27 protein-coding genes are annotated in these 26976 nt (G+C 44.5%); 18 read left to right on the top strand and 9 right to left on the bottom strand.

Annotated features, from left to right (window positions below):
* The first annotated feature begins 18 nt into the window (after positions 1 to 18).
* Complete coding sequence (locus AACQ17_RS04835) at positions 19 to 753, top strand: chromosome partitioning protein ParA (RefSeq protein ID WP_094148037.1); 735 nt, start codon at positions 19 to 21, stop codon at positions 751 to 753.
* Positions 754 to 821: 68 nt separating this feature from the next.
* Here the strand turns inward: AACQ17_RS04835 and AACQ17_RS04830 are convergent, their stop codons facing one another.
* A complete protein-coding gene (locus tag AACQ17_RS04830; RefSeq protein ID WP_094148039.1) occupies positions 822 to 1928 on the bottom strand; it encodes a M20/M25/M40 family metallo-hydrolase in 1107 nt (368 codons plus the stop codon).
* Positions 1929 to 2487: 559 nt separating this feature from the next.
* Between AACQ17_RS04830 and hppD the strand changes: the two genes are divergently transcribed.
* From hppD to maiA, 4 genes are read left to right on the top strand one after another with little or no spacing between them, the layout of a single operon-like run.
* Positions 2488 to 3561 carry a 4-hydroxyphenylpyruvate dioxygenase gene (gene hppD, locus AACQ17_RS04825; RefSeq protein WP_094148041.1) on the top strand — a complete coding sequence of 358 codons (1074 nt, stop codon included), beginning with the start codon at positions 2488 to 2490 and terminating at the stop codon, positions 3559 to 3561.
* Entirely contained in the window at positions 3554 to 4684 is a 1131-nt protein-coding gene (locus AACQ17_RS04820) for a homogentisate 1,2-dioxygenase (protein ID WP_064625238.1), read from the top strand. Before hppD ends, AACQ17_RS04820 begins: the two co-directional genes overlap by 8 nt.
* Before the next feature lie 23 nt (positions 4685 to 4707).
* Entirely contained in the window at positions 4708 to 5721 is a 1014-nt protein-coding gene (locus AACQ17_RS04815; RefSeq protein ID WP_094148043.1) for a fumarylacetoacetate hydrolase family protein, read from the top strand.
* Positions 5718 to 6368: a maleylacetoacetate isomerase gene (gene maiA, locus AACQ17_RS04810; protein WP_094148045.1), complete on the top strand. Its 651-nt coding sequence runs from the start codon at positions 5718 to 5720 to the stop codon at positions 6366 to 6368. Before AACQ17_RS04815 ends, maiA begins: the two co-directional genes overlap by 4 nt.
* Positions 6369 to 6408: 40 nt before the next feature.
* On the opposite strand, the gene AACQ17_RS04805 is transcribed toward maiA, so the two are convergent.
* The 3 genes from AACQ17_RS04805 to AACQ17_RS04795 form a co-directional block, all read right to left on the bottom strand.
* Positions 6409 to 7920, bottom strand: a complete 1512-nt coding sequence (locus tag AACQ17_RS04805; protein ID WP_088728859.1) for a M28 family metallopeptidase — start codon at positions 7918 to 7920, stop codon at positions 6409 to 6411.
* A gap of 189 nt (positions 7921 to 8109) precedes the next feature.
* On the bottom strand, positions 8110 to 8943 hold the full coding sequence (locus AACQ17_RS04800; RefSeq protein WP_094148046.1) for a CPBP family intramembrane glutamic endopeptidase: 834 nt from the start codon (positions 8941 to 8943) through the stop codon (positions 8110 to 8112).
* 118 nt (positions 8944 to 9061) lie between these two features.
* Positions 9062 to 9769, bottom strand: coding sequence for a glycerophosphoryl diester phosphodiesterase (locus AACQ17_RS04795; protein ID WP_013856850.1), 708 nt, complete (start codon positions 9767 to 9769; stop codon positions 9062 to 9064).
* Positions 9770 to 9934: 165 nt separating this feature from the next.
* Between AACQ17_RS04795 and AACQ17_RS04790 the strand changes: the two genes are divergently transcribed.
* From AACQ17_RS04790 to AACQ17_RS04750, 9 genes are all read left to right on the top strand, one after another.
* Positions 9935 to 10711 (top strand): MBL fold metallo-hydrolase, encoded by a 777-nt coding sequence (locus AACQ17_RS04790; protein WP_094148047.1) that lies wholly within the window; start codon positions 9935 to 9937, stop codon positions 10709 to 10711.
* A gap of 155 nt (positions 10712 to 10866) precedes the next feature.
* On the top strand, positions 10867 to 11640 hold the full coding sequence (locus AACQ17_RS04785) for a DUF3450 domain-containing protein (RefSeq protein ID WP_094167600.1): 774 nt from the start codon (positions 10867 to 10869) through the stop codon (positions 11638 to 11640).
* Positions 11637 to 12977 carry a MotA/TolQ/ExbB proton channel family protein gene (locus tag AACQ17_RS04780; protein ID WP_094146977.1) on the top strand — a complete coding sequence of 447 codons (1341 nt, stop codon included), beginning with the start codon at positions 11637 to 11639 and terminating at the stop codon, positions 12975 to 12977. The genes AACQ17_RS04785 and AACQ17_RS04780 overlap by 4 nt, the downstream gene beginning before the upstream one ends.
* Positions 12977 to 13525 (top strand): MotA/TolQ/ExbB proton channel family protein, encoded by a 549-nt coding sequence (locus AACQ17_RS04775; protein WP_013856854.1) that lies wholly within the window; start codon positions 12977 to 12979, stop codon positions 13523 to 13525. The genes AACQ17_RS04780 and AACQ17_RS04775 overlap by 1 nt, the downstream gene beginning before the upstream one ends.
* Complete coding sequence (locus AACQ17_RS04770) at positions 13522 to 13926, top strand: ExbD/TolR family protein (RefSeq protein WP_013856855.1); 405 nt, start codon at positions 13522 to 13524, stop codon at positions 13924 to 13926. Before AACQ17_RS04775 ends, AACQ17_RS04770 begins: the two co-directional genes overlap by 4 nt.
* Complete coding sequence (locus AACQ17_RS04765) at positions 13926 to 14546, top strand: energy transducer TonB (protein WP_094147900.1); 621 nt, start codon at positions 13926 to 13928, stop codon at positions 14544 to 14546. Before AACQ17_RS04770 ends, AACQ17_RS04765 begins: the two co-directional genes overlap by 1 nt.
* The gene (locus AACQ17_RS04760) at positions 14543 to 15727 is read left to right on the top strand and encodes a tetratricopeptide repeat protein (RefSeq protein ID WP_094147899.1); all 1185 of its coding nucleotides are present in this window, start codon (positions 14543 to 14545) and stop codon (positions 15725 to 15727) included. The genes AACQ17_RS04765 and AACQ17_RS04760 overlap by 4 nt, the downstream gene beginning before the upstream one ends.
* A 157-nt stretch (positions 15728 to 15884) precedes the next feature.
* Positions 15885 to 16748: a patatin-like phospholipase family protein gene (locus AACQ17_RS04755; protein ID WP_017047626.1), complete on the top strand. Its 864-nt coding sequence runs from the start codon at positions 15885 to 15887 to the stop codon at positions 16746 to 16748.
* Between the two features lie 180 nt (positions 16749 to 16928).
* Positions 16929 to 17777, top strand: coding sequence for a DNA ligase (locus tag AACQ17_RS04750; protein ID WP_026027996.1), 849 nt, complete (start codon positions 16929 to 16931; stop codon positions 17775 to 17777).
* Positions 17778 to 17855: 78 nt separating this feature from the next.
* On the opposite strand, the gene AACQ17_RS04745 is transcribed toward AACQ17_RS04750, so the two are convergent.
* The 3 genes from AACQ17_RS04745 to AACQ17_RS04735 all read right to left on the bottom strand — a co-directional run bounded on the left by AACQ17_RS04745 (position 17856) and on the right by AACQ17_RS04735 (position 20714).
* Complete coding sequence (locus AACQ17_RS04745; protein WP_026027236.1) at positions 17856 to 19226, bottom strand: MATE family efflux transporter; 1371 nt, start codon at positions 19224 to 19226, stop codon at positions 17856 to 17858.
* 252 nt (positions 19227 to 19478) lie between these two features.
* Positions 19479 to 19682, bottom strand: coding sequence for a CPXCG motif-containing cysteine-rich protein (locus AACQ17_RS04740; protein WP_010320526.1), 204 nt, complete (start codon positions 19680 to 19682; stop codon positions 19479 to 19481).
* A 165-nt stretch (positions 19683 to 19847) separates the two neighbouring features.
* Positions 19848 to 20714: a fructosamine kinase family protein gene (locus AACQ17_RS04735; RefSeq protein WP_013856861.1), complete on the bottom strand. Its 867-nt coding sequence runs from the start codon at positions 20712 to 20714 to the stop codon at positions 19848 to 19850.
* Positions 20715 to 21118: 404 nt separating this feature from the next.
* On the opposite strand from AACQ17_RS04735, the gene AACQ17_RS04730 reads away from it, so the two are divergent.
* Positions 21119 to 21460, top strand: a complete 342-nt coding sequence (locus AACQ17_RS04730) for a DUF3802 family protein (RefSeq protein ID WP_026027237.1) — start codon at positions 21119 to 21121, stop codon at positions 21458 to 21460.
* 11 nt (positions 21461 to 21471) lie between these two features.
* Here AACQ17_RS04730 and AACQ17_RS04725 read toward each other — a convergent pair whose 3' ends face one another.
* The gene (locus AACQ17_RS04725; RefSeq protein ID WP_094167598.1) at positions 21472 to 21984 is read right to left on the bottom strand and encodes a C40 family peptidase; all 513 of its coding nucleotides are present in this window, start codon (positions 21982 to 21984) and stop codon (positions 21472 to 21474) included.
* Between the two features lie 58 nt (positions 21985 to 22042).
* On the opposite strand from AACQ17_RS04725, the gene AACQ17_RS04720 reads away from it, so the two are divergent.
* Positions 22043 to 24118, top strand: a complete 2076-nt coding sequence (locus AACQ17_RS04720) for a methyl-accepting chemotaxis protein (protein ID WP_094167596.1) — start codon at positions 22043 to 22045, stop codon at positions 24116 to 24118.
* Between the two features lie 37 nt (positions 24119 to 24155).
* Here the strand turns inward: AACQ17_RS04720 and AACQ17_RS04715 are convergent, their stop codons facing one another.
* Positions 24156 to 24947: a sterol desaturase family protein gene (locus AACQ17_RS04715; RefSeq protein WP_017047630.1), complete on the bottom strand. Its 792-nt coding sequence runs from the start codon at positions 24945 to 24947 to the stop codon at positions 24156 to 24158.
* A gap of 92 nt (positions 24948 to 25039) precedes the next feature.
* Here AACQ17_RS04715 and AACQ17_RS04710 point away from each other — a divergent pair, with 92 nt between their 5' ends.
* Positions 25040 to 25771, top strand: coding sequence for a tRNA-uridine aminocarboxypropyltransferase (locus tag AACQ17_RS04710; protein WP_017042509.1), 732 nt, complete (start codon positions 25040 to 25042; stop codon positions 25769 to 25771).
* 156 nt (positions 25772 to 25927) lie between these two features.
* The gene (gene nagK, locus AACQ17_RS04705) at positions 25928 to 26839 is read left to right on the top strand and encodes an N-acetylglucosamine kinase (protein ID WP_017047631.1); all 912 of its coding nucleotides are present in this window, start codon (positions 25928 to 25930) and stop codon (positions 26837 to 26839) included.
* Positions 26840 to 26976 lie beyond the last annotated feature (137 nt).

The raw sequence follows: 26976 nt of genomic DNA, 5'->3' as shown, positions 1-26976 counted from the left end.
ATAGATAGGAGCGAAAGAGTGAACAAACAGACGGACATTGATGCACAAGACGATGTCGTAGTGATTGAAGAACGAGACAAACGCACCTACGTCTACATCGCGTTAGCAGGGGTGTTGGGGTTAGCATTAGGTGGCTTAATCGGTTCAAGTATCACCACGAATAACTGGCAAAAAACATACCATCAGCTAGAAGAAAAATATGAACAGCTCACCCAAGATAAAAGCCAATTAGCTGAAAAAGTGCAATTAAAAGTCGCCAGTGTCGACGCTGAAGTAGCAAATAAACTTCAACAAGCATTAGAAGAGCAACAAAAGCAGTATCAACAAGATCTGGATCAAGCGCAAAGCCAATACCAAGCATTAATGGCAGAAAATAAAGCGCTGCAAGCGAAACTTAATACACAGGAAAATGCACTAGCGCAAGTTGAGAACAAAAATTCTAAATTAAATCGGCAAGCCGATATGCAGGCAACGATTTTTGAACGTTCACGCGAACTGTTCCAACGTGAATTGAAAATTAAGCAAGAGTTAGAAGCGCTGCAAAAAGAGAAAGAAACTTTAGTACCGAAGCTAAAAACGCTCAAAACCGATTGTGATGTCTACCTAGAAGGTAAGTCGTGGGATGCAAAATCAGACGCATGTGATAAGCAAGATGAAGCGAATTCAAGAATTAGCCAAATCGATCAGATGATCCAAGTTCACCGCATGGATTTAGAACAAATCAAAGCGTTAACGGAAAATATAGGCTTATAATTTATACAAATCCCACCAATGTTTCTTTAGCAGGCCTCGCGAAAATGAGGCCTGTTTTATCGTAAGGCTTATTCGGTCAAATACGTTGTTAGGAATTCTGCAATCTTCACCATATCACTGATCGCAATATACTCTTCGGTGGTGTGAACTTTCGCCATGCCCGTTGACAAATTGACGGTCACTAATCCTTTTTCGTTAAAGTTGTTTGCATCACTGCCTCCACCAGTACGTTTGGTTTTTGGTGCAATTCCAACCGATTCAAAGCTCTTTTTGATCGCAACGATATGCGGATGCTCTTCATCCAATACAAAGGCGTTGTAAGCACGAGTAGATTCAATCTCAACCTGTGCGCCATGCTTGTGCGCCGCGGCCTGAAATGTTGACACCATATGTTCAACTTGTAGGCTCAACTTATCATCATTCAATGAACGGGCTTCAGCGACAATTCTAAGATCAGGCATGACGATATTCGTTGCGCCACCTCCATGAACAAGGCCGATATTCGCCGTGGTTTCCTCATCAATACGCAGCAATTTCATTTGGGTAATCGCATCGGCTGCGACGGCGATAGCGCTAATACCTTCTTCAGGAGCAAGGCCTGCGTGTGCGGGTTTGCCTTTTATATTAACGATGATTTTTTGCTGCCCTGGGGCGGCTTTAACGATGGTTCCTATTGGACCACCAGTGTCGAGTACAATCGCCTTAGCCGATTGAATATGAGACATATCAAAGTGTTTGGAGCCTTGTAGCCCGCCTTCTTCATGGACGGTGAATGCAATTTCAATGGTTTTATGAGGTTGTTTTTGCGCTTTAATCGTTCGAATCGCCTCCATAATGGCCGCAATACCCGATTTGTCATCGCCGCCTAAAATGGTTTCACCGTTAGAGCGAATGACGCCATTTTCAATGACGGGTGTGATACCAATCCCCGGTTTGACGGTATCCATGTGACAGCTCAGTACGACACTGTCATCGAGTTGTCCTGCTAGGCGAGCATAAAGGTTAAAGCCATTGGAAACATGTTCAGGTACGGGCAGTTTTTGGACTGAAAAACCAAGCTCACCCAATTGTTCAGACAGCGTTTCTGCAATCTGTTTTTCGTTACCCGATTCGCTGTCAATTTGAATTAGTTGTAGAAAGTGCTCAACCAAGCGCTGTTCATTTATCATGGTCATTTTGTTATCTCGTAGGAAACAGAAGCCATACCATATCGCGTGTGGATGACGCGATGTTCTGCGATAAATCAAAGAAGCACGACAAAACAACCGAATTTTTCGCTTATATATAGCCAATGGCTATTGTTTTTAACTTAATGATTCACTTGTGTTGGCCTAATGTTTTGTTCGTGTAGCTCGGCATATAAAAATCATGTGCGCCTAACACCTCGCCCGATTGTGTGTTTTTTGCCGGAGGCAGTGTCGGCTTTTAATAAATGTAGCTAAAATGTTACGCCGTGCTATTCGCTTTACTGAGCAACTGGTTATGATTGACTTGTGATTAACGTGGCCGATTAAGAAAAAGCGCTTAATATTCAGTGTAATAAAAATAAATCATCTCTGTGAAATTCGCTAATTTACTATCCTACTGCTCATTAATAGATTTGTGTAACATTTTAATTACATCGACACTATTTGTTCTCCGCTAAACCGTTTTTCGTTATAGGGTTCATTTTTGCTGAAAATTACGCCATGTTCGCAATACTCAACACAAGCGTTAACAAAAAAGGAGCGCGAGATGACCTCAACATTTAACCCATTGGGAACAGACGGTTTTGAATTTGTGGAATACACCGCGGCTGATCCCGCTGGAATCGCGCAGTTAAAAGAGCTGTTTACTTCTCTTGGCTTTGCTGAGATAGCCAAGCACCGCTCAAAAGAGGCGTGGTTATATCGTCAAGGGGATATCAATTTTATCGTTAACTCTCAACCCCATAGCCAAGCTGCAGCGTTTGCCAAAGTGCATGGACCTTCAGTGTGTGGGATGGCGTTTCGCGTTCATGATGCATCTGTCGCCATGCAGCATGTGCAGGCAAATGGCGGGCGAGAATACAAAACACAAATTGGCCCGATGGAACTGAGTATTCCCGCGATTTATGGAATTGGCGATAGCTTGCTTTATTTTGTCGATCGTTATGGTAGCCAGAGCATTTATGATGTGGATTTCAAGTTCTATGCCGATGCCAAACAACGAATGACTCACGCCAATGTTGGCTTGTTCGAAATTGACCACTTAACGCATAACGTCAAACAAGGCCACATGGACGTTTGGTCTGGCTTTTATGAGCGGATCGGTAACTTCCGTGAAATTCGCTATTTTGATATTGAAGGGAAGCTAACTGGGTTAGTTAGCCGTGCAATGACAGCGCCTTGCGGTAAAATTCGCATCCCAATTAATGAATCGTCTGACGATAAATCACAAATAGAAGAGTTTATTCGTGAATACAATGGTGAGGGGATCCAACACATCGCTTTATCCACTGATGATATCTACCAGACGGTACGTACTCTGCGCGAACGAGGGATGGATTTCATGCCAACACCGGATACTTACTACGAAAAAGTCAGTGATCGAGTTGAAGGGCATCAAGAAGATGTTGATCAGTTAAAAGCGCTGCGGATCCTGATTGATGGTGCACCGATGAAAGATGGAATTTTGCTGCAAATATTTACTCAAACCGTCATTGGCCCAGTCTTTTTTGAGATCATTCAACGTAAAGGTAATGAAGGGTTCGGGGAAGGTAATTTCAAAGCGTTATTTGAGTCGATTGAAGAAGATCAAATTCGGCGAGGAGTACTCAGCGATGCATAAATGGATCACATTTCCTCATCGAGAAGGGGTATGTTCAAACCAAGCTCATGCCGACTTCCCGCAAGAGGCCATCTATGAAAGAGAAGCAGGACGCAGTGGCTTTTTTGGCCCTGCGGCCCATTTCCATCACCAACATGCACCGACTGGGTGGAGTGAATGGCAAGGTGAGTTAAGGCCGAGAGCCTTTAATTTTAATTTGATCGAGCAAGCCAAACAAAGTTCACCGTGGAGCGTGCCGCATCTATTGCATAATGCACAATGTAAAGTCCGAGTATGGAAGCTGGCTCAAGCGATGGATCATTTAGTGCGTAACGCCGATGGTGATGAGTTACTTTTTATTCATCAAGGAAGCGCTGATTTTTATTGCGATTACGGACACTTGAGCGTTTCAGAAGGGGATTATGTGTTGATCCCGCGCTCAACCAATTGGCGGCTGGAGCCAAGTGAGCCGATGTTCATTCTAATGATAGAGAATACGGATGCGGCGTATGCTTTGCCAGAAAAAGGGCTAGTAGGGAACCACGCCATATTCGATCCTGCGGTTTTGCAAGTCCCGTCGATTAATCCAGAGTTTAAAGCGCAGTATTCAGAAAAGACCACCCAAGTTCATTTAAAACGTCATGAGAAAATCAGCGTCATTACTTATCCATTTAACCCATTGGATGCAGTAGGTTGGCACGGTGATCTTTCTGTGGTGAAACTCAACTGGCGAGACATTCGGCCGTTGATGTCGCATCGCTATCATTTGCCGCCCTCCGCTCACACAACCTTTGTTGGCCAAGGTTTTGTGGTCTGCACCTTTGTGCCTCGGCCGATTGAGAGTGACCCCGGCGCTTTAAAGGTTCCGTTTTATCATAACAATGATGATTACGATGAAGTGCTCTTCTACCATGCGGGTGATTTCTTTAGCCGCGATAATATTGAAGCTGGCATGGTCACTTTTCATCCTGCCGGGTTTACCCATGGCCCACATCCGAAAGCGTTCCAAGCTGGGCAAGAGCATAAGAAAAAATTTACCGATGAAGTGGCAGTGATGATTGATACGCGGCATGCATTACACTTTAGTGAGGCGGCGCAGCAGGTTGAAAATCAACAGTACGTCTACAGTTGGAAGAGCGAATAAACGAATAAGAATAAGGAAGTGACATGAAGTTAGCTACGCTAAAAAACGGCACAAGAGATGGGTTATTGGTTGTGGTCAGCCATGACTTATCAAAATGCGTTGCTGTGCCTGAGATTGCCGAGCATTTACAGCAAGCCTTAGACCGTTGGCAGGAAACCGCACCGATGCTCAGCGAAATTTATACGGCGCTGAATGAAGGCGAATTGCTGCAAGAGATGCTGTTTGATCAAACCTTGTGTCATTCGCCGCTGCCTAGAGCGTATCAATGGGCCGACGGTTCTGCTTACGTCAACCATGTTGAGTTAGTACGAAAAGCACGAGGAGCGGAGATCCCTGAAAGTTTCTGGAGTGATCCGTTAATGTATCAAGGTGGTTCGGATGCTTTTCTTGGACCGCGTGATGATATTCAAATGCAAGATGAAGCATGGGGAATTGATTTTGAAGCCGAAGTGGCCGTGATCACCGATGATGTCAGAATGGGTGCAACCCTAAGTGAAGCGGCGCAAGCGATTCGATTGGTGATGTTGGTTAACGATGTGTCGCTGCGTGGTTTGATCCCTCAAGAGCTTGCTAAAGGATTTGGGTTTTTTCAATCCAAACCGTCTTCAGCATTCTCTCCTGTCGCTGTGACACCCGATGAACTAGGCTGCCATTGGGACGGCGGAAAACTCAACCTGCCATTGCTATCAACCTATAACAATAAACCATTTGGTTGCCCCAATGCTGGCGTGGACATGACGTTTGAATTCCCACAGTTAATTGCTCACGCAGCAAAAACGCGCCCATTGTGCGCGGGCACTATTATTGGCTCTGGTACAGTTTCTAATAAACAGGGAACCGATTTTGGCAGTGCGATTGCTGAAGGGGGAGTCGGCTATTCATGCATTGCAGAAGTGCGAATGATTGAAACCATTCGGGACGGTAAACCAAGCACCGAATTTATGAAATTTGGTGACAGGATAACGTTAGAAATGCGTGATGATAAAGGGAACAGCCTGTTTGGTTTAATCGATCAACGCGTGGTGAAAGGGTCATGAGTAGCCTCAAGTTATATGGGTATTGGCGCTCTTCAGCCGCTTACCGAGTACGCATCGCACTTCACCTCAAGGCGCTCGATTACCAGTCGATTGCTATCCATTTAGTTAAGGAGGGCGGAGTGCAACATTCAGCCGAGTTTAGCGCTCTCAACCCGAGTGAGTTAATTCCGGTACTAGAAGATAACGGGCATTGCATTACTCAGTCGTTAACCATCATCGAATATTTGGATGACCAGTATCCCCAAGTACGTTTGGTTCCGCTATCAGGTAAAGAGAAATATCAGATTAAAGCACTGGCGCAAGACATTGCTATTGATATTCATCCACTGAACAATCTCCGAGTTTTACAATATTTAACGCGTGAACTGGCCGTGGATGAAAGTCAAAAAGGAGACTGGTATCGGCATTGGATAGCCACGGGGTTTCATGCCTTGGAAAAGAAATTGGCCACAGTATCAGGAGAATACTGTGTTGGTGATCAACTGAGCTTAGTGGATGTTTGTTTAGTACCACAAGTGTATAACGCAGAGCGCTTTAATCTTGATATGGCGCAGTTTCCGATCATCAAACAAATCACTGCAGAGCTTCGTGCTCATCCTGCGTTTATTGTCGCCGCACCAGAAAACCAGCCCGATGCTGAGAGTTAATCGATTAGCCAGCCTTGCGGCTGGCTTTTCTTTGCGCTGTTTATTGAGCATTCGCCACTAAACTTGCATTGCTGTAATTGTTGTATCCATGCAGCAAAATAGAATAGCGGCCCGGTTGAGCATTGGAGAACTGACACGTTTCATTATTGCCACTGCGATAAGGACGGCAGTCGTATTGCTGTAGATCAGCATCAGTTTGATACTTAACGTATAAATCGGCATCGCCGCTTCCCCCTGACAATACAATACTCAAGTTGCTCGCTTCCTGCAGTTCAAATTGATACCAGGTTTTGCTATTTCTGCTGGCCGATAAACCGTTCACAGGTACGCCATTTTTCAGTTGATTACTCGGTGTAGGCGGTGTTGAGGCATTACCCATTTCAACCACATAAGCCAATCCAAGTTTAGTAAATTTCACCGCATGCAATCCTGTTGGGTCGGAATTTTGCAGAGTGTCTTGCGGGCTATGAATATTAGGGTTGTAATCATTAAATTTGGATTCAAAAGGCATCGCAGCTGGGTAACCAACCGCATGCCAAGAGGCATGATCAGAGCAGGCATAGCCACAGGTATCAAATCCATAGGTTAATGACGGTAAATATTCATCCAATAGTTGTGTCAAATACTGGGTAAAATTACTGTCAGTGTAATCGGTTATGAAGACAATATCTTCGCGTGAACCTTGGTAGTTAGTCATGTCTAACTGCATCACAGACATCACTTTTTTACCTTCGGCTTTAAAACGATTGGCTAAGTCTTGTGAGCCTCGAAGGCCCACTTCTTCGGCGGCGTAAGCCATGAAAGCGATGCTGCGTTTAGGACGAAAATTTTGCTCAGACAACAAGCGGATGATTTCTGTCACGCCCGCGATGCCTGATGCATCGTCATCCGCACCCGGCGCAATGCTGCTTTCGTTGGTTCGAGAGCCAAGTGTCGAGTCTAAATGCCCGCCAATCACCACCCATTCGTCAGGTTTTTCAGAGCCTGTAATTGTGAGCATTACCGATTTCTGGTTGTAGCCTGAATGTGTGATTTGTTCCACTTTGCTTGCTGGTAGTGACGCAGAGAGTGAGCGCCAATGATCAGCAATCCAATTCGATGCTTGAGCACCAGTCGAGGTGGTATAAAAGCGATTTTTAAACTGGGTTAAGGTGGTGATGGTACTGGTGATTTGTTGCGCTGATACTGATGGCAACCAAGCATTAACGGTGGTTTGCTGAGTTATTTCTGGTGCACTGAAAGTGTTTAGATTCAGCGGCATTGCGCTGACACTCATCGCACTTTGTGCAGAAGGGTGCACCATATAACCACCACATCGCTGATGATTTTCGTGCATTTCATGTGAAAGCGTCGCTAACTCGCTTACTGGTACTTGCCCAACCCATACTGATGTTTGATTGATAAGATTTTCAGGTAATAGGCTTTGGGCTCCAGAGCGAAGCGCCGTTTGCGTCGCGTCACCACCAATGGAAATCCACACCTTTTCTTCTGCATAAGCGGTACTGAAACAGCCTGCTAGCGCAATCGCCAATAACGTTTGTTTCTGGTTCATTCTCTCCTCCCTGGAGTATTATTATCAACATGACGTTGACCATAAACCCTAGGCCAAAAATAGGAATAATGAGAACAATTCGTTTTATACTCAGTTGTTCATAACGGTTGTCACTAAACTATCAATAAGGTATTTCATCGACTGATAAAAAGAAAAAAGCCAGCGAAAACTTCAGCTGGCTTAGAGGTTTTAACGCTGTACCCATACTGGATAAGTGAAGAAAATAAGGTGGGAAAAATTAAAGAGAAAGTGGAAGAGTACAGCCGTCCATAAACGCCCGCTTAGATGATAGATCGCGCCGTAGCCAATACCAGCTAATGTGGCAAATAGCACCAAAGTCACGCCGCCAGAAAAATGCGCAAGACCAAATAGGGTACTAGCGAGCGCAATACCGAGCCATAGACCGAATTTTTCACTAACGGCTTTTTGTAAATAGCCCCGGAAAAATGCTTCTTCCACCACACAGGTTAAAAGCAAATTATTGAGAGCAAAGAGCCACCACCAAGTCGGTAAAGATAACTCGGGCTTAATCGCGCCAAGCGCCCATGCGACAAAAAGCAAAGCAAAAAGAGGAATCGACACTTTACCGATCGCGGCCCAACGAATGGTTTGATGGTTGCCAAGGAGTGGCGGCCAAGCGAGTAGCAAAGCAAAAAATACCATAGGTTTATCTAGGTTCAAGTAGAGACGAAAGGGGGCACTATTTGCACCAGCAAGCACATTATCCAGCACTTTAGGATTATTAAAACCTGGAATAGCATGCAGCAGCAGTGCAATTGCCCATAATAGCAACGCACCATGAGCAAACCATTTCCAGCGGCCTTTCAGTTGTGGAATGTAATAAGCACCACATAATCCAATGGCGACATACAGCAGGGCCATTAACGATAATCGGTCTGTGAACCATCCGCCCACTAACGACAGTGCTAGCAAGGTGAATGCTGGACGTAACTGCTTTTGAAAACTGAAGATAACGGCAAAAAGCAGCGGGATCCAAATCCATAACGATGAGTCAAGTATCATAGAGAGTACCTTAGGAAATCATCCATATTATTGAGTGATGACAGAGTGGAAGAGTGGCGCATTATGAAGAATCATTCTCAATAAAGAGATTCTACCAGTCAGCTAAACGCTTGCAGGCTTACAAAAAGCACTGTGGATCGTCACTAAAAATGGCGTCAACCGAGTTGAGATGTTTGAACTTTTTTGGATTATTCACCGTGTAGCACCAAATTTGGTAACCCGCTTGATGTAACTCGGCAATGTGTTTTGCACTGATCCATTGATAATTAAGGTTACAGCCAAAGGCGTCAATTTCGGCTAACACTTGCTTATCTTTACGCGTTAATCGCTCGCTCAACACCGCCAATTTATAACCCGGACAATGCTGATAAAGCTCGCGCATGATAGCGTGGCTAAAACTGGAGAGAACAATCTGTTCATTCGGTAATCCACATTGATCCAGTTGCGCTTTAAGTTGAGCAGCGACTTGAGCAACATCGTGTTTATCCACTTTGACTTCAATGTTTAAACCAAGGCTGTGCTGCTTTGCGAGTGTCAGCAACGTCTCTAATGTCATGATGGGTTCGCCTGCAAATTGAGGATCAAACCAAGCGCCAAAATCGAACTGTTGTAATTGCTCAAGCGTATAAGAATCAATGCGCCCTTTACCATTACTGCAACGATCAATGGTGTGATCGTGGCAAACAACCAATATGTGATCTTGAGTCGGTTGCACATCCACTTCAACCCACTTTAGGCCTAAATCAATAGCGGCTTGCACACTCACTTGCGTATTTTCAGGGTAATGGCCGGCCACTCCGCGGTGGCCAATAATCATAGGCTTCATAGCGTTATCTCTACACAATTAAAACCAGCTCAGCATAGCGCGCGCCTTCTATTTTGTCTTCAAATTGATGGAAATGAGAGACGACGCGCTTTGGACATCACTTTCGCTAATGCTATGCTTATCCAACATCAGGCAGGAGGTCTGATCTGTCAAGTAGGGATAACGGTGAAGCTACATACGATCAAAGGCTATATTCAGAATATGTATCTGGCTGAATATCCAGAACGATTATTACTGCTAGACGGTGCAAGTCGAGCAGACATTCCTACGTTGCAGCACTTCATTGAGAATGAACTGAACCGTCCTTTTTCTCATCTGCATACCGTTGTGGTAACTCACATGCATCCAGATCACGCTGGGGCAGCTGATCAATTGCGTGCATTAACGGGTTGTAAAATTGTCTCTGCCAATAAAGATCATGATTGGTATCGTGGTTTGGACGGATTTTGTATGCATCTAGCCGATCTTGCGCTTGCGCGTTGGATGGCGAATCGCCTAGGCCGCCCGCGGCAGAATTTATGGTATCCACGTGTCTTAAAGCCTGACATTAAGCTCAACGATGGCGACACTATTCCTCATTTTAACGAATGGCAAATCTTAGAAACTCCAGGGCATACCGACCGAGATTTGTCTGTCTACCATGCACAGCAAGGCATTGTGTATGTTGCCGATTTAATGGTTGAAGTGAAAAAGCAGTTGATTGCCCCTTTTCCTATTTTCCATCCCAATCAATATCGCCAGTCACTTGAACGGATCTTCAAGCTCAACCCAGAAACACTGCTTCTTGCACACGGCAAAGAGGGGCGTTTGAGCGAAAAAACCTACCAACACCTGCTAAATACCGCACCTATACGGCCCATCACACATTGGCGAGTGGTCAAAATAAAAGTCAAAAGTTTAATGAAGTCTGTTTGGCAATTTGGGGTCAGTAAAGGTAAATAAAGGGTAGGTGGCTTTAAAACTCATCAACAAAGAGTGTTCGCCGCATACTGTGGTTGTTTGCACCGGAAAAAATCGTTAGAATGCGATCCTTGATGATAATGAGAGCTTTTATCAACAAGGTGATAACACTTCGTTGAAGGTAATGAATAACGTCTATGAATCTTTTAAAAATCAGCTTGTCCTTGGTGGCGACTACCAGTTTGTTCGCAGTAAATGCTTCTACACTCAGTGAAGCGAATGCCATCCAAAATAAAACCAATTCGGCTTCAGTCGCCAGCCAACAGAACATCAATAACAGTTCTCAATCAGCGTTGCTGATGCAAGCTGACATCGATCAGTTAAAAGAAAAAGTGAAAAATCTCACTATTTATCGTAATCACTTGGCATCGCTGGTGGAAAACCAGAATCAGGAAGCGCAAAGTCTATCGTCACAAATTGATGAGATAAAACTGACTCGCCAAGGCATCGTTCCTTTGATGTATCAGATGATCGACGGGCTACGTACCCTAATCGAAAACGACAAACCATTAAAGCGCGAAACGCGTTTAGAGCGTTTAGAAAAGCTGGAATCGATGATGGTGCGATCGGATGTCAGCGATGCTGAAAAATACCGCCGTATTCTTGAAGCGTACCAAATCGAAATTGATTACGGGACTAAACTGGGTGTTTATCAAGGCGCAGTGGTGCTCAATGAAAACAAAACCATTGAAGCTGACATTTTATACGTTGGCCGTTTATCGCTGGTGGCTCGTAGCTTAAATGGCAAACAGTATTGGAGCTGGAGCCAAAACTCGCACCAATGGACCGATGTCGATAGTGGGCTATATGCCGATTTAGATACCGCTTTCAAAATGGCCAACAATTTAATTACACCAAACTTAATGACGATTCCTGTTTCACTTGAGTTAGTAGAGGAGCAAAACAAATGAAGATGGTTTTCTCTCTCTCATCACTCTGTTTAACACTATTGGCTTTCAACAGCTTTGCTTCTACGGAATTAGTCAGCAACGCCAAAGTGGAAAACAAACAGCAGCAGCAGCACAATATCGAACGCGAAGCGGGTTTTAAACAAACCGAACAGCAGCTACGCCGCGCCAAAGCAGAGCTAAAAGCTCAGCGCCAAGATTTACAAGCGCAAGCGGATAAGCTAAGCACGCAATTCAGTAATAATGAAAACCGACTAGCACGTTTAGAAGAGCAGCTTCGCTTAGAAACAGGAAGCCTTGGAGAGCTGTTTGGTGTGGTACGCCAAAATGCCAAAGCATTAAGCAGTGAATTGGAATCTTCCATCACTGCGGTTGATCGCCATCAGTATACATCGCGAGTACAAGAAATTGTCGCCGCAAAATCTTTACCCTCGATGCCGCAGCTGACGGGGTTATGGCACAGCTATGTTGAACAGATCATCGCCAGTGGTGAGCTAAGCCGCGTTCAGATCGCATTTATCAATGGTGACGGTGTCACGCAAAATGTGGCCGCCTATCGTATTGGAACCTTTGGTTTGGTGACAGAGCAAGGTTATGTCAAATGGAACGGGGATAAACAAGCCGCCACCGCTTATTTGAAACAACCGGACAATGGGCCTATTTTCTCTGGCCTAAATACGGGAGAAATCGAAAGCTTAGTGGTCGATCCTTCGCGTGGCATCATGCTTGAACAGCTAGCCCTTACGCCAACGTTAGCCGAGCGGCTACAAATGGGTGGTGCGGTCGGTAACATCATTTTGGTACTGCTTGGTATTGGTTTAATCATTGCTTTCTATCGCGGCTTCGCATTGGTGATGACTCACCACAAGATCAAAGCGCAGCTTAAAGATGTACAGAAAATTGGTAATAACCCATTGGGGCGTGTACTCAGCGTCTATAACAAAGAGCAAAATCGCAGCGTAGAAGCGTTGGAGCTGCGCTTGCTGGAAGCGGTGGTCGATGAACAAGCGCATTTGGAAAAAGGTTTATCGATGCTGAAGTTATTAGCTGCGATTGCGCCGATGCTTGGGCTATTGGGTACGGTAACCGGCATGATTGAAACCTTCCAAGTGATCACACAATTTGGTAACGGTGATCCAAAAGTAATGGCGGGCGGTATTTCAATGGCCTTGGTGACTACCGTTCTGGGTTTAGTCTCTGCGATTCCACTATTATTAGCTCATAATATCTTAAGCTCTCAAGCCGAAAATATTCGCTCTATTTTAGAAAAACAGGGTATTGGCCTCGTTGCTGCGCAAGCAGAACAAGAATGCCAAGCTTCAATGAGGAATGCGGCGTAATGAACAGCGTATTGCCAAGCGCACTGCTCAGCAATGACTGGCTAACAACCTTACAGCAGTTTATGCAGCAAGGGGGTATCGTCTTATGGTGGCTAGCTGGGGTGGTGGCGCTTTATTGGTTGTTGATCATCGAACGCGTACTGTTTGTGGTGTTGAGCTTTCCTAAATATCGAAAAGGGTGGTTAGAGCAATGGCATCAACGCGCGGAACACCATTCATGGTATGCCCATGCCATTCGCGAGGGTTGGCTTGGTGAAGCACAGCAGATGCTGCGCCACAACCTTAACATGATCAAACTGCTCGTCACACTTTGCCCAATGTTAGGGCTGCTCGGCACAGTCACCGGAATGATCTCTGTGTTTGATGTGATGGCAAATCAAGGCAGTAGCGATCCTAAATTGATGGCATCTGGCATTTCATTGGCCACATTACCGACAATGGCCGGAATGGTCGCGGCCCTTGCGGGCATGTTTGTGCATGCTCGTCTTGCAAAAAAGTGTCATCTACTTGAATTAAAATTAGAAAAATCGTTAAGGAGTTTGCGATGAGATTAGGCAGACGCCAGCCAAGAAATGATGAGGCGCAGATAGACTTAACATCGATGCTCGACATCGTCTTTATCATGCTGATTTTTTTCATTGTCACCAGCTCATTTGTTCGTGAATCAGGTGTTGAGGTTAACCGTCCTCAAGCTTCTCACGCGGTGAGTCAGAAAGATGCGGGTATTTTTGTCGCTATCAATGCATCCAATGATATTTACATCGACAAACGCTTGATTGATGTTGAACGTGTAGAGGCCACCCTAGAACATCTGTTGCTCGAACAACCAGATGCGGCGTTAGTGATTCAAGCGGATGAACATGCTTATAACGGTACGGTTGTTAAAGTGATGGATGCGGCCAAAGGAGCCGGAGTGAAAAATATCGCATTGGCGGCGGAGAAACGTTAATGGGACGTTTACTGCTTGCTTTGCCAATTGCAGGAGCGATTTCGCTGGCGTTGTTCAGTTTTATGGCGTGGATGGTGGATAACGGTAACCAACGCGCTGTAAAACCAACTCAAGCACTGCGATTTAACATGGTGATGATGGAACAAGAACACGATTTACAGCGTCGCCAACGTAGCGTTCCGGAACCTTTAAAGTTGCCTGAGCCGCCACCGCAAGCACAAGTGACAGAGTCACAAACTACCGCTACGGCCGCGACATCACTCACTAGTTTACCAGCTTTGGGTTTGGATACAGCGCTTAATGGGGTGGCGATTAGCGCACCAACCTTTGGTGATTTTGGCTCAAACCAGCAAGCAATGCCGTTATATCGTGTCGAGCCGGTTTATCCAAGCCGAGCTCTAAAGCGAGGCGTAGAAGGTTTCGTTACATTAAGCTTTACCATTGATACAACAGGAAAAGCCGTCGATATCAATGTCGTCGATGCCAATCCTAAACGTATGTTTGAGCGTGAAGCGATGCAAGCGCTGAAAAAATGGAAGTATCAACCTCAGATTGTCGACGGTAAAGCCATTGAGCAGCCGGGACAAACCGTGACTGTGGAGTTTAAAATTGCCAAATGATGAAACGTATATTGATTGGCTTATCACTTGTTATCGGCTCGCTCTCTTTAAATGCGAGCGAATTAAGTGCGACAACAGTCCTGAAAGTGCAAAAAGCACAGCAATTTGCATTAGAAGAGAACCTCACTCAAGCCATTGAGGTACTGAGCAGTGTTGAAACGTCACGTCTTTACGATAAAGCATTTGTTGCCCGGATGCTTGGTGTGTTTTATTGGCAAAGTGGTCAGCCCAAAGCGGCAGTCAAACAGATCAAGTACGCTGTAGAGAGTGGAGAGCTGCAAGATGAGCAGGCATGGACCACCGAACGTATGTTGGCTGATCTGTATGTCAATGAACAACAATTTGAAAAGGCGTTACCGCACTACTACCAATTATTGAAATCCGTTCCTCCTTCACAGAAAGTAGACGATCTGTGGTTGCGTATCGCACAAACCCACTACCAAATTGCACAATGGAAAAAAGTGCTACATGCGTTGGATAAATACCAAACCGTGACACCACTTAATACTAAAAACCCACTGTCACTTAAATTAGGTGCGCAGCTTCAGCTAGAACAATGGAAGGCGGCCATTCCAACTTTAGAAAAACTGATCATGCTGGAGCCTGACCAAGCCAGTTGGTGGCGACAGTTAGTCGGTTTACATCTGCGTTTAGATCAGCGTCGTCAAGCATTAAACAGTTTAGCGTTAGCCAAATTACAAGGTGTGGAACTAACCGATAAGGATAAACACTTGCTCGCGCAGTTGTATGCGCAAAACGGCATTCCAGAACGTGCGGCGCAAGTTCTGCAAACATTATCTGATGCTGATCAAGACTTAACTTTACTGAAAGAGCAAGCCACTTACTGGCAGCAAGCCAAAGAATGGCAATCAGCGATCAGAACGTGGACAAAAGCAGCTGAACAGGATGAGCAATATTATTGGCAAGTGGCGCTGCTGTACAACCAGCAAGGGCAATTTAAAGAAGCGTTACAGGCGTTGGATAAAGTCACCACGCGCGAGAAAAAAGCCGATGTCGCGTTAGCGCGAGTTCATGCGCTGTACAAACTCAATCAACTCGATAATGCTCTATACCAAGCCAAGCAAGCTGAAAACCTAAACCCATCAAGCCATGCCAAAGGATGGATCAAATTCCTTTCTCGTTTACAAAAAGTTCAGCAAGCGCAAACGGCTAATATCTGATCATAGCGCCTCATCTGCCCGATGATGAGGCGTCTGACCTTTTACGATTTTTGAATCGTCATTATCAAGACTGACATTGGTTCGGTTTTGCCTATCTTAGTGATAAAGAGAACCTATTATTGTCTTTCTGATTTTTTCCGTACCATAACGTTTAACGATGAAGTACAGAGAGAGAATCATGATGAAAGCGTTAGTGGTTGAAGGTGGTGCGATGCGCGGCATTTTTGCCAGTGGAGTCTTGGATAGTTTTTTACAACATCAGCACAACCCATTTGATTTTGTATTAGGTGTTTCAGCTGGAGCTTCAAACTTAATCGGCTACCTTGCGAAGCAACCGAGACGCAGTTATCACGTTGTAACTCAGCTTGCCACCGACCGTCTTTTTTTTAACCCAATTCGCTTTATTAAGGGGGGAAATCTCGTCGATGTGCGTTGGCTAATCGATGAGTCCAACCGACGTTATCCGATTGATGAAGACAAACTGTTTAACTCAGTCCCTTTCTTTGCCGTTGCAACCAATATCGAAACGGGTAAAGCCGATTATTATCGAGTGACTCAAGAAAACTTGAGCACGGCCATTGAAGCCACATCCGCTCTACCGATAGTTTATAAGCACACGCCTTGTTTCCATGGTGGTTGCTACACTGATGGAGGGGTTGCTGACTCGATCCCGGTTAAAGAAGCGTATCGCCGTGGAGCACGAGATATTACGGTTGTTTTATCACATCCACTTAGCTATATCATGTCGCCCCCTAAAAGTAAGTGGATGATGAAAAAACTTTTTTCACGCCATCCAAATATGGCTAAATCAATGCTATTTCGTGCGAAACATTACAACCAATCACTTGAATTTATTCGCAATCCACCTTCTGATGCCATCATTCGAGTAATCGCGCCACCTGAAGGGTTTCCCGTTAAGAGATTGACGATGAAGTTACCTTTGCTCAACATAGGCTATGACATGGGCTTAAAAGCAGGGCAAAATCATTTGGAGTGGCTTGAATACACACGTGCAGCCTAAAAACGCTCAGGTTTAAAAGGCTGATAAAACACTATCTACATGTCGTAACTGTCTATGTAATAAGCTGTTTTTTAGAGATGATTGAGTATGAATTTCATCGCAATTTATCTTGTTTATGGTTTTCATATGAGTGGCACGTGTTAAGTATGTACCACATTTTGATTGATCGAGCCTGATGGCATGCAACTGAAACTATCGCTACTCTCCATCGCTTTATTGAACACAATTCCTGTCACTGCAACGGAAAACTTTCAGATGTTTATTCCGGTCACAGCAGCCAATAGTTACCAACATGGCATTGATGTTGCTGAGTACTGGAAAAGTGAAAAACTGGATGGAATTCGCGCTGTCTGGAATGGACAATATCTTCATACGCGTAATGGTAATAAGATCAATGCGCCTGCTTGGTTTACTGCACCATTACCTAATAAAGCATTAGAAGGAGAGCTTTGGGCTGGACGAGGTCAGTTTCATCACGTTCAACAAACGGTATTGGATACCATACCAACCGATGAAGCGTGGCAAAGCATCCGCTTTATGCTGTTTGATATGCCCGAAGCGATCGGTGACTACCAAAAGCGATACCGCAATCTCATCCACTTATCCTCACTCATGAATGTTCCGCACATTACCTATATTGAACATTCACCAATTCACTCAGAAAAAGAGCTGCTTGGGTATTTAGACAACGTAACTGATGGGCAGGGTGAAGGGGTGATGCTGCGAAAAATTAATGCCCATTACCAAGCCGGCCGCAGTAACGATTTACTTAAGCTTAAAAAACACCAAGATGCTGAAGCTACGGTCATTGGTTATAAACTGGGTTCTGGCAAGTATCAAGGTATGATGGGATCAGTGCTAGTGCGCTTAGAAAACGGTGTTGAGTTCTATATCGGCAGCGGTTTTTCTGATGAGATCAGAAATAATCCGCCAAAGATCGGATCCATTATTACTTTTCGTTTTAATGATCTCACTGCAGAAGGGAAACCAAGATTTGCACGTTTTATGAGAGAAAGGCCAGCAATATAAATAAGGCCAGACAATGTCTGACCTTATTATTTCATCGCAACGCCTTTTCGCCACGTTGAAATTCAGAGAATCAAGCCGTTATTTCGATGCAAAATCGAGTTGCACGCTATCGGCTTGTTGATGCATCCAGTGTAAGCGGATACCCAGCATCAAAGCAGCAGAAGATAAGCCAACGATAAATCCTATCCAGAACCCACTTGCACCCATAGGCTCGACAATGAAATCTGTCATTGCTAATACATAGCCGGTTGGCAAGCCAATCATCCAATAAGCGATAAAGGTACGATTAAAAATCGCCGTCATGTCTTTATAACCACGTAGCGCTCCTGCTGCAACGACTTGAATCGCATCCATACATTGATAAATAGCCGCAAAAATAAGCAACTGCATCGCCATGGCTACAACGGCTTGGTTTTCCGTATAAAGCAAAGCCACATATTCACGAAATAGAACCGTTAACGTCGCCGTGATAATTGCAGTGGATAAACCGACTAACAAGCCAACCTGCGAAGCGATGGTTGCCCCTTCAATATTTTTTTCGCCCAGCTTATGGCCAACACGGATGCTCACTGCCGCGCCGATACTCATCGGTAACATAAAAATTAATGATGAGAAATTCAAAGCGACTTGGTGAGCCGCCACCACCAATGAACCGAGTGGAGCGACCAACAATGCGACCACAGCAAATAGAGTAACTTCAAAAAATATCGCTGCCGCCACAGGAAAACCAAGCTTGAATAAGCGAATTTGCGCTTTCAATTGTGGTTTATGGAATTCACCAAAGATATTAATGTGCGCCATGCGTTTAGAAGTGACGACATAAAACAGCAGCATAAAAAACATCAACCAATAGACAATTGCCGTCGCCACACCACAACCCACACCGCCTAGCTCTGGTGCGCCAAATTTTCCGTATACGAAAATCCAGTTAAGTGGAATGTTAACTAATAAGCCCGCAAAACCAATCACCATGGCGGGTTTCGTCAGTGAGATACCATCCGTGAAACTGCGCAATGCTTGAAATAGTAAATAAGAAGGTACGGCAAACATCACGGCGTACATGTACCCGTTAGTTTTTTCAGCCATCAACGGCTCAATATCCATCCACCCCAAAATCCATTGAGTTTGAAAAAGAACACCAATAATGGGAATAGAGACAAACAACGCTAGCGCTGCGCCTTGCTGTATTTCAAAAGGAATTTTCTTTTGCCGCCCTGAACCATTGAGTTGTGCCACAACGGGAACCAACGCCATTAACAACCCAACACCAAACAGAATCGAAGGTAGCCAAATACTTGCCGCGATCGATACCGCAGCCATATCAATCGCACTCACACCACCAGCCATGACAGTATCTACAAAGCCCATTCCAGTTTGAGCAATAGAGGCAATCAACACAGGTGTTGCCAATTTGATTAAATTTGAAGCTTCTTGTTTATAACGATGCACAAATATCTCCAGAGGAAGGACAAGCAAAAATCGCGACCAATAATCAACTTATCGCGTAGGCATGGATGATAAAGAAATGTCACACTAAGCTCCATGAAAAACTGATGAAATTACCTAATGTTTATTGGGAAGGTTGCTCGTCGCGCTGTATGTCGTGAAATCTATTTTAGATAAAGCTTGATTAGGCTAGATAGGAGGGCTTGGCGTGTTGCACGTAACCATTAAGAAGAGCGCTTGCCAAGCGCTCACTTTTTAAAAGATTTGTTCATCATCGGCATCAACAAACAACTCTATTTTGTCTAAACGTTCATCGACCATCATATTGAGATGAATCGCATGGCAACAGGCGGGGCAATCGTCATAAAACTCTTGGCTACCATTTGATGCATCTAGGGTGATCCTAATGGAATGACCGCAGTGAGGGCAGTTGACCATTCTTTCCGTATAATTTTTCATATCTCTTTCCTTACATCCTTGGAGATACCTTAATACTAAGTCGCTAAGTTCCTTTAAGCGGCAAATTAAGTTCAAACTTTGAATTGGCCCATAAAACAACAAAAGAGCCATTTATTAAGGCTCATTTGTTGTCTATACAGCTCGACAGCTCGGTTGTTTACACCGTTAAAAGGAGAGGATTTTCTTGATCAAACTTTCCGCTTCGACCAGATAGTGGCCACCAAATTGATTGTAGTGATTGAGGACATGATAGAGGTTATAAATATTCTTACGTTCCACATAGTCCAAACTCAAAGGTAAGATGCTCTCATAGCCTTGGTAAAACTCAGGTTGAAAACCTTCAAATAATTCTGTCATTGCGATATCGCATTCACGATCACCCCAATAACAAGCAGGATCGTAGCAAATTGGACCAAATACCGAGTTTGCCACATTCCCATGCCACAAATCTCCATGCAGCAGAGATGGGCGAGGGCTATGGTTAGCTAAGCGAGATTGGACAACGTCGACCAACTCGCCGATATTGAACAGTTCAATCCCTTTTTCACGTAACAATTGCAATTGCCAGCCGATACGTTGTTCCGCAAAAAAACGACCCCATTTTTTGTCCCACGGATTTGGCTGCAAAGTGGAACCAATATAATTGTCTGCATCAAACCCATACTCTTTTTGTTCTCCCCATTGATGCAGTTTGGCCAGTTGTACACCGAACTCATAGCTGTTCGTCGCGTTATCTAGGGGTTTGGTTGGTAGATAGTTTAGAACAATGAAAGCATGATTTTTACTGGTTCCAATCATCACTAGCTCGGGAACCTGTACTGTTGACGTTTCACGAAGCGAACGTAGGTTTTCACCCTCAATCTCAAACTTAGCTAAGAAGTCTCGTGTGTTCACTTTAACAAAATAGCGTTGCTCGCCATCGCTGATCATGTAGCAATCACTAATGTCACCACCGCTGACTTTTTCTTTTTCAACAGGGTTAAATTCAAACATGAGCGTATCGGATAACTGCTGAATGAGAGTTTGCCACATAACGACCTCTGCCTTGATTTACTTAATAATTCGTAGTTTAGGTCATGGTTACGAATATTTCAGAAGTGCGTGACACATAATTTAGCCACTTTCCTTTTGAGGGAGCACCAATGCTCATAAATGTGATTAAGTGCAAGAATTTGCAGATGCGAATACAGAAATAGTATTAAAAATAACGCTATATTTTTCATAAGTTGATCTTGCTTAGGTGCTAGTAACCCAATTTATAGGATGGCGTATCCTACTTTGGGGAAAATAAATGTTCGTGAAATAGATGCTTATCAAGAAATCGCGGGAAATTTGAACGTCTAAACTATCAAATCTGTGAAAATGGGCTGACATGGCTTAGTATTATTGAAGGTACAGTGATTACTAGCAATTTAGCGGTAAAGCGGAGAATTAAAGTGGTTGTAGAAACCGATGGTTATTTGGCTCTGATAGAGCATCTCTCTTTTAATATGGATGTGTTCACATCAGGCGGAGATATTGGCGCTGAAAGTGTAGAAGATGTTGTGACCGACATGGTTTCAAGCAACATCATGGCTATTTTTGAACAAAACCCTGAGCTACATTCCAGTGTTCGATTCCAGTTGCTCAAAGAAGCCGATTCTGTAGTGGAAGATCTTGGTGAAGTATTGGCGGGTGTTTGGAGTAAACCTGCGACCAATGAACAGATCCTTTTTCTTGATGAATACATCGCCTTAGTGAAGAATCTGTTCGATACTGCCGTTGCGAAGTACGACTAATTGAAGTATGACTAATCAGAGTTAGGCGGGCTTATAATCCGCCTAAATTGCCAGAATTTAGAAGCCCAATAGGGGTTATCGATTCTTGAGATCATCACACCTTTAGACGTAGAGGCGTGCATAAATTTTTTGTCTCCTAGATAGACTCCAACATGATTGCTCGTCCTTGATGTTCTAAAAAAGACCAAATCCCCGCGCTGCGCATTTTGATAATTTACCTCAAAACCCGTTTGACTCTGTGAGCGTGTGGTTCGTGGTAGAGGGATCTGCCATACATCTTTAAACGCTATTTGCACAAATGCTGAGCAGTCGACTCCGTTCAATGTTTCACCACCTAATCGGTACGGCACTCCTTGCCAGCGCTGAAAAACCGTGCCTAATCCATCGTCTTTATCTTGGACAATTGACAGAATCTCTTCTTGAGTAACATAAGCAGGGCCAGAATTGGACGAAATAGGAGATCCTACGCAACCCGTTAGTACACTAGTTATTGATAATGCGAAGAGTATTGGACTTTTAATCATTTATCATCCCAATGAAATGTAACTGAAACATTTTTGAAATATTGCATTCCTACTATGGTTGAGCATTAACACATTCTCTAATCACTTAGTTGCATTTATCATGAATTCCTCAATAAATAACCGACATTCACTGTCGTTGATTCAAACCATCAGTGCCATTTTCATCACGATGACGTTACTGGTGATCCTTTTATCCATCACCAGTTTAAAAAGCATCGATAAGGTAGGGCTACAGTTTTCTGGATTGTCTGAACAAACACTACCTTTGGCATTAAATAATGCAAGGTTGACGCAAAATATATTAGAACAAGTACAATCTCTCGGAGATGGCATTCGCACAACGGAATCGGCAGAATTAGAAGCGGTAAACCAGCAATTAAGCCACTTGAACCAGCAAACGGACCAACTTACTGACCAGCTTTTCTCCATCGCTACTCGTATCGGTAACGCGATTACTCAAGATCATCAAGTGTCGTTACGCAGCAAAAGTGCGGCTTTTCAGCAGCTCACCTATTCTATTTTATCAACGCAGGCCTCTTTGCTTGAACAGCAGAATGCTATCGATAACGCCGCCACCGCGTTTCGTTACGGATTAAGCTCCATTGGACCGGAGATGAACCGGATCAGTTCATTTCTCGCATTAGATAACCCGGAATCGATGGATGCGGCTAACCGCTTTATTGCCAGTGCAAGTTCGATGGAAAGTACCTTCTTACTGTTAATGATGCAAAACGATCCTGAACAGGCCAAAGTGCAATTTAAGGAAATCCGTAATCGCATGGCGGGAATTGAGCTAGCCTTTGATGATTTCAAAGAGTGGCATCCTGATGTTATAGAGTTTGCGAGCCTGACGGCACCTTATGAAATGGTTAAAGCGGGTTTTGTTGAGCATGGCATCTTGGCACTGATCTTAAATAAAATTGAGCAAGCACAGCAGCAGCGACAAGAAATGGCACAAGCTGCGCAGCTAGCCAAAGACACGGTAGCACTGCTAAATACGATTTCTGCCACCGCAAGTGAGTTGATCAAACACAGTGAGAACGTGGTTCATGACGCAATGCTAATGGTTAAGCAAGTACAATATACTGGCGGCATTATTCTGGTCGCTTTGGTTTTACTTGCATGGCTAGGGTTACGCCACTGGCTAAAGCTGGGGCTGAATAACTTATTGGCCAAGCTTGCATTATTAACTCAACACGATTTTTCTCAACCCGCTCGCTTGATTGGCCCGAGTGAATTTAAAGAAGTTGCTCTACAACTAAACCAAGTTATTGAATCAACAAAATATTCAATTTCTACCGTAACGCGCAATTGTGAAATGCTCTACCAAAATGCCGAAACCAGTCACGATGCAGCCGATAAATCCAACCGCAGTTTAGCCGCACAAAATGATTCGTTGGTTAACATGGTTTCCACCGTGAGTGAGTTGGAATCGGCGATTCGGAATATCGCGCTTGTGACCAGTGAATCTTATGAAGAATCAGTGGCTGCCAGCCAGTTTTCTACGCAAGGGGTGAAAGTAGTGGAACAAAACCGTGTTCGCTTGGAATCTCTTGAAAATACACTGCATTTAAACGATGAAGCAATGCACGAGCTTGACCAGCGCGTGAAGAAAATTCGCGAGATGGTGGATATGATCAGCGGTATTGCTGACAGTACCAACTTACTGGCGTTGAACGCCGCGATTGAAGCAGCAAGAGCTGGCGAACAAGGGCGTGGTTTTGCGGTTGTAGCCGATGAAGTACGCAAATTAGCCAGCGATACATCACAGCAAACCACCAATATCCGGGACATGATGAATGAGCTCACCAATGCAACGCAGCGCTCTCGTCAAGCGGTATCGGATTCGCGCCAAGAGATGAGTAATGCGCTGCAATCGAGTCAAGAAGTCAAAACAACATTTGAGCAGATAGAAAAAGCAGTGGAACAGATTCGTGCTCGAGTTGAGCAGATAAGCGTTGCAACAGAAGAGCAAGAGCGAGCGACGGCCGATGTAAGTCAATCTATCAGCCAAGTCTCATCGCAAGGCGAGCAAACCAAATTACAGCTTGAAGCCATGGTCGAAAGTTCAGAGCAGGTAGCTGAAGTTGCGGGTGAACAGCAGGCTATGTTGCATAAATATACGCTCAACTAGCTTATCCAGTGCGAATTTCTGTATTTTCATGACGTTGTCACTTTTTTCTAAATGGTTGGGTAAGCATTTTATCCAACCACTGCTCACGCTTCGCTCGAAAGAGTGGTAGGCCGATAATGACCTGCTTATGGCCCAATTCTGGCTGCGCACGATAAGTACGAAATAGCCGATCCCAACATGACAAGAAAAAACCAAAATTGGAGTGAGTTTCTCGCACAATGACTGAATGATGCACCCGATGCATGTCAGGTGTCACCACCAACCAGCGAAGCCAACGGTCCATTTTCAACGGTAATTTTGCGTTACTGTGGTTAAACATCGCGCTCGCATTGAGCACAACCTCAAATATCAATACCGCGAATGGGCTGACACCCAACATGATCACGCAAGTGATTTTGATCCACAAAGAGAGAATCATTTCGAATGGGTGAAACCGCGAGCCAGTGGTCACATCAATATCTTGGTCAGCGTGGTGCATGCGATGTAAACGCCATAACCAAGGAGAGAAGTGAAAAAGCACATGCTGGGCGTAAATCACGCCATCAAGAATAATAACTGACAGCGCAATTTCAGCCACTTGTGGTAAATCCACCCAATTAAAAAGACCAATCGAGTCTTGCTGCGCCCAATAAGCCGCTTCAATGGCTAACACTGGCATCAATAGCGATAAGCACACGCTATTTAAACCAACCAAACCTAAATTATTCAGCCAGCGAGTGGCTTTACTTTGGGTGAGTGTTTTACGTGGGCAAGACCATTCCCACAGCGCACAAAGCATAAATACAGCGAAAAATACGCTCAAACGGATCAATTCAGGGTTCAGGTTCATGCTTAATGGCTCATCTTCAATGGTCTTGTGCTAGGAATCTGCTTGTACTGTAAGTACAATCGGCAGCACTTTCCAGCTTGCCGCCCTGATTTATGAGAATCCACGCATTTAACCATTTGTTCCAACATCGCTTAGCGTTATCGACCAAACCTTTTCAAGCTCGTGGTGCGAAAGTTGAACGTTGCGCCTATTGTCAGGTCGCCACGCAATACTGCTTATGCGGCCATCAACCGGATATGGATACGGATATCGCAGTATTACTGCTGGTTTCTGAAAATGAAGTATTTAAACCCAGTAATACTGGTCGACTAATTGCCGATGTGATTAAAGAAACTTACGTTTATCAGTGGAATCGCACCGAACCTCACGCGGAAATGTTAGCACTGTTGAATAACCCCGCCTATCAACCAGTCGTCATTTTTCCCGAAGAGTATGTGGATGAAAAGCCTCGAGTAATGCAAAGCCCTCCCAGCGCGCACGATAAACGCAAACCACTGTTGATATTGCTTGATGGAAGCTGGCGCGAGGCAAGACGAATGTTTCGCAAATCACCTTATTTGGATGCGCTTCCGGTGATGTCTATCGCACCTAAAAGCGTATCGCAATATATGATGCGTAAATCTGATAATGAGCAGCATTTATCAACGGCTGAAGTGGCGTCGTTGGTATTGGCTGAAGTGGGTGAGCATCAAGCCTCTCTGCTATTAAGCCAATGGTTTGAAGTGTTTCGAGAAAGTTACTTGCTGAGCAAAACCCGCCTAAAGCATGATTTGAGCAGGCCAGTCTTGAAACGTTTCATCGACCAGCAGCAAAGCGAGACGTGACTCTAAAGTTGATCGATTCGGTGATGAGTAATTGTTCAATCGAACCTATAGACCAGATAAATTGGTACTCGGTCACGGATTGTAGGCTGAGCTCTGTGGATAATGCCCAAAGTTTTATTTTTAGCTCATTGATGAGCAAATTTTAGGAGAGATTGCATGTACTACGGCTTTGATGTCGGTGGCACTAAAATTGAGTTTGGTGCGTTTAATGAGAAGTTAGAACGCGTAGCAACGGAGCGCGTTCCTACCCCAACAAACGACTACAATCTGCTAGTTGAAACCATTGCGCAGTTGGTGAGTAAATATGACGCGCAATTGGGTGTGGAAGGCAAAATAGGCCTTGGCCTACCGGGTATGGAAGATGCTGATGATGCTACGGTATTAACCGTCAACGTTCCTGCTGCAAAAGGCAAGCCGTTACGCGCTGATTTAGAAGCAAAAATTGGCCGCAGCGTGAAGATTGAAAACGATGCAAACTGCTTTGCGCTTTCTGAAGCATGGGACGATGAGCTGAAAAATGAGCCTTCGGTTATGGGCCTAATTCTCGGCACAGGTTTTGGTGGCGGCCTTATCTATGAAGGGAAAGTGTTCTCTGGCCGTAACCACGTCGCGGGGGAGTTTGGTCATATGCGTCTGCCTCTTGATGCATGGTTACATCTTGGCGATAACGCGCCGATGCTCGGCTGTGGTTGTGGCAAGAAAGGATGCTTAGACAGTTATCTCTCTGGCCGCGGTTTTGAGCTATTGTACGAGCACTATTATGGCGAGCACAAAAAAGCGATTGATATCATTCATGCCAATGAAGCAGGTGAAGCGAAAGCCGTTGAGCATGTTGAGCGCTTTATGGAACTACTTGCCATCTGTTTTGCCAACATTTTCACAGCCAATGACCCACACGTTGTTGCACTCGGTGGCGGTTTATCAAACTTTGAATTGATCTACCAAGAGATGCCTAAACGCGTACCGAAATACCTGCTTTCTGTCGCGAAATGTCCGAAGATCATCAAAGCAAAACATGGTGATTCAGGCGGCGTACGTGGTGCGGCTTTCCTTAATATCAAATCATAAAATCAAACAAAAAGGGCCTATAATCAAACGGGCCCTTTTTTATATCAGTCAAAAGTTAACTCTTTAACCTAAGTTCTGTTTATTTGGTGTTAGCGCCTTTTTTACCCACACCTACGTTTTCTTTTTGTTGCAGTGTT

Origin of the sequence: Vibrio sp. V10_P2A27P122, from assembly GCF_963874335.1 — a bacterium.
GTDB classification, from domain to species: domain Bacteria; phylum Pseudomonadota; class Gammaproteobacteria; order Enterobacterales; family Vibrionaceae; genus Vibrio; species Vibrio anguillarum.
The sequence above is the reverse complement of the archived record's forward strand: the minus strand, read 5'-3'. Positions and strand labels throughout refer to the sequence as shown.

What these genes read in the sequence shown, in the direction of transcription:
- AACQ17_RS04760 (WP_094147899.1), top strand. Translation starts at nt 14,543, where the DNA reads ATGATGAAACGTATATTGATTGGCTTATCACTTGTTATCGGCTCGCTC.
- AACQ17_RS04780 (WP_094146977.1), top strand. Translation starts at nt 11,637, where the DNA reads ATGAAGATGGTTTTCTCTCTCTCATCACTCTGTTTAACACTATTGGCT.
- AACQ17_RS04775 (WP_013856854.1), top strand. Translation starts at nt 12,977, where the DNA reads ATGAACAGCGTATTGCCAAGCGCACTGCTCAGCAATGACTGGCTAACA.
- AACQ17_RS04755 (WP_017047626.1), top strand. Translation starts at nt 15,885, where the DNA reads ATGAAGTACAGAGAGAGAATCATGATGAAAGCGTTAGTGGTTGAAGGT.
- hppD (WP_094148041.1), top strand. Translation starts at nt 2,488, where the DNA reads ATGACCTCAACATTTAACCCATTGGGAACAGACGGTTTTGAATTTGTG.
- AACQ17_RS04740 (WP_010320526.1), bottom strand. Translation starts at nt 19,682, where the DNA reads ATGAAAAATTATACGGAAAGAATGGTCAACTGCCCTCACTGCGGTCAT.
- AACQ17_RS04815 (WP_094148043.1), top strand. Translation starts at nt 4,708, where the DNA reads ATGAAGTTAGCTACGCTAAAAAACGGCACAAGAGATGGGTTATTGGTT.
- AACQ17_RS04805 (WP_088728859.1), bottom strand. Translation starts at nt 7,920, where the DNA reads ATGAACCAGAAACAAACGTTATTGGCGATTGCGCTAGCAGGCTGTTTC.
- AACQ17_RS04795 (WP_013856850.1), bottom strand. Translation starts at nt 9,769, where the DNA reads ATGAAGCCTATGATTATTGGCCACCGCGGAGTGGCCGGCCATTACCCT.
- AACQ17_RS04735 (WP_013856861.1), bottom strand. Translation starts at nt 20,714, where the DNA reads ATGTGGCAAACTCTCATTCAGCAGTTATCCGATACGCTCATGTTTGAA.
- AACQ17_RS04820 (WP_064625238.1), top strand. Translation starts at nt 3,554, where the DNA reads ATGCATAAATGGATCACATTTCCTCATCGAGAAGGGGTATGTTCAAAC.
- AACQ17_RS04830 (WP_094148039.1), bottom strand. Translation starts at nt 1,928, where the DNA reads ATGACCATGATAAATGAACAGCGCTTGGTTGAGCACTTTCTACAACTA.
- AACQ17_RS04765 (WP_094147900.1), top strand. Translation starts at nt 13,926, where the DNA reads ATGGGACGTTTACTGCTTGCTTTGCCAATTGCAGGAGCGATTTCGCTG.
- AACQ17_RS04785 (WP_094167600.1), top strand. Translation starts at nt 10,867, where the DNA reads ATGAATCTTTTAAAAATCAGCTTGTCCTTGGTGGCGACTACCAGTTTG.
- AACQ17_RS04750 (WP_026027996.1), top strand. Translation starts at nt 16,929, where the DNA reads ATGCAACTGAAACTATCGCTACTCTCCATCGCTTTATTGAACACAATT.
- nagK (WP_017047631.1), top strand. Translation starts at nt 25,928, where the DNA reads ATGTACTACGGCTTTGATGTCGGTGGCACTAAAATTGAGTTTGGTGCG.
- AACQ17_RS04770 (WP_013856855.1), top strand. Translation starts at nt 13,522, where the DNA reads ATGAGATTAGGCAGACGCCAGCCAAGAAATGATGAGGCGCAGATAGAC.
- maiA (WP_094148045.1), top strand. Translation starts at nt 5,718, where the DNA reads ATGAGTAGCCTCAAGTTATATGGGTATTGGCGCTCTTCAGCCGCTTAC.
- AACQ17_RS04710 (WP_017042509.1), top strand. Translation starts at nt 25,040, where the DNA reads ATGAGAATCCACGCATTTAACCATTTGTTCCAACATCGCTTAGCGTTA.
- AACQ17_RS04715 (WP_017047630.1), bottom strand. Translation starts at nt 24,947, where the DNA reads ATGAACCTGAACCCTGAATTGATCCGTTTGAGCGTATTTTTCGCTGTA.
- AACQ17_RS04800 (WP_094148046.1), bottom strand. Translation starts at nt 8,943, where the DNA reads ATGATACTTGACTCATCGTTATGGATTTGGATCCCGCTGCTTTTTGCC.
- AACQ17_RS04725 (WP_094167598.1), bottom strand. Translation starts at nt 21,984, where the DNA reads ATGATTAAAAGTCCAATACTCTTCGCATTATCAATAACTAGTGTACTA.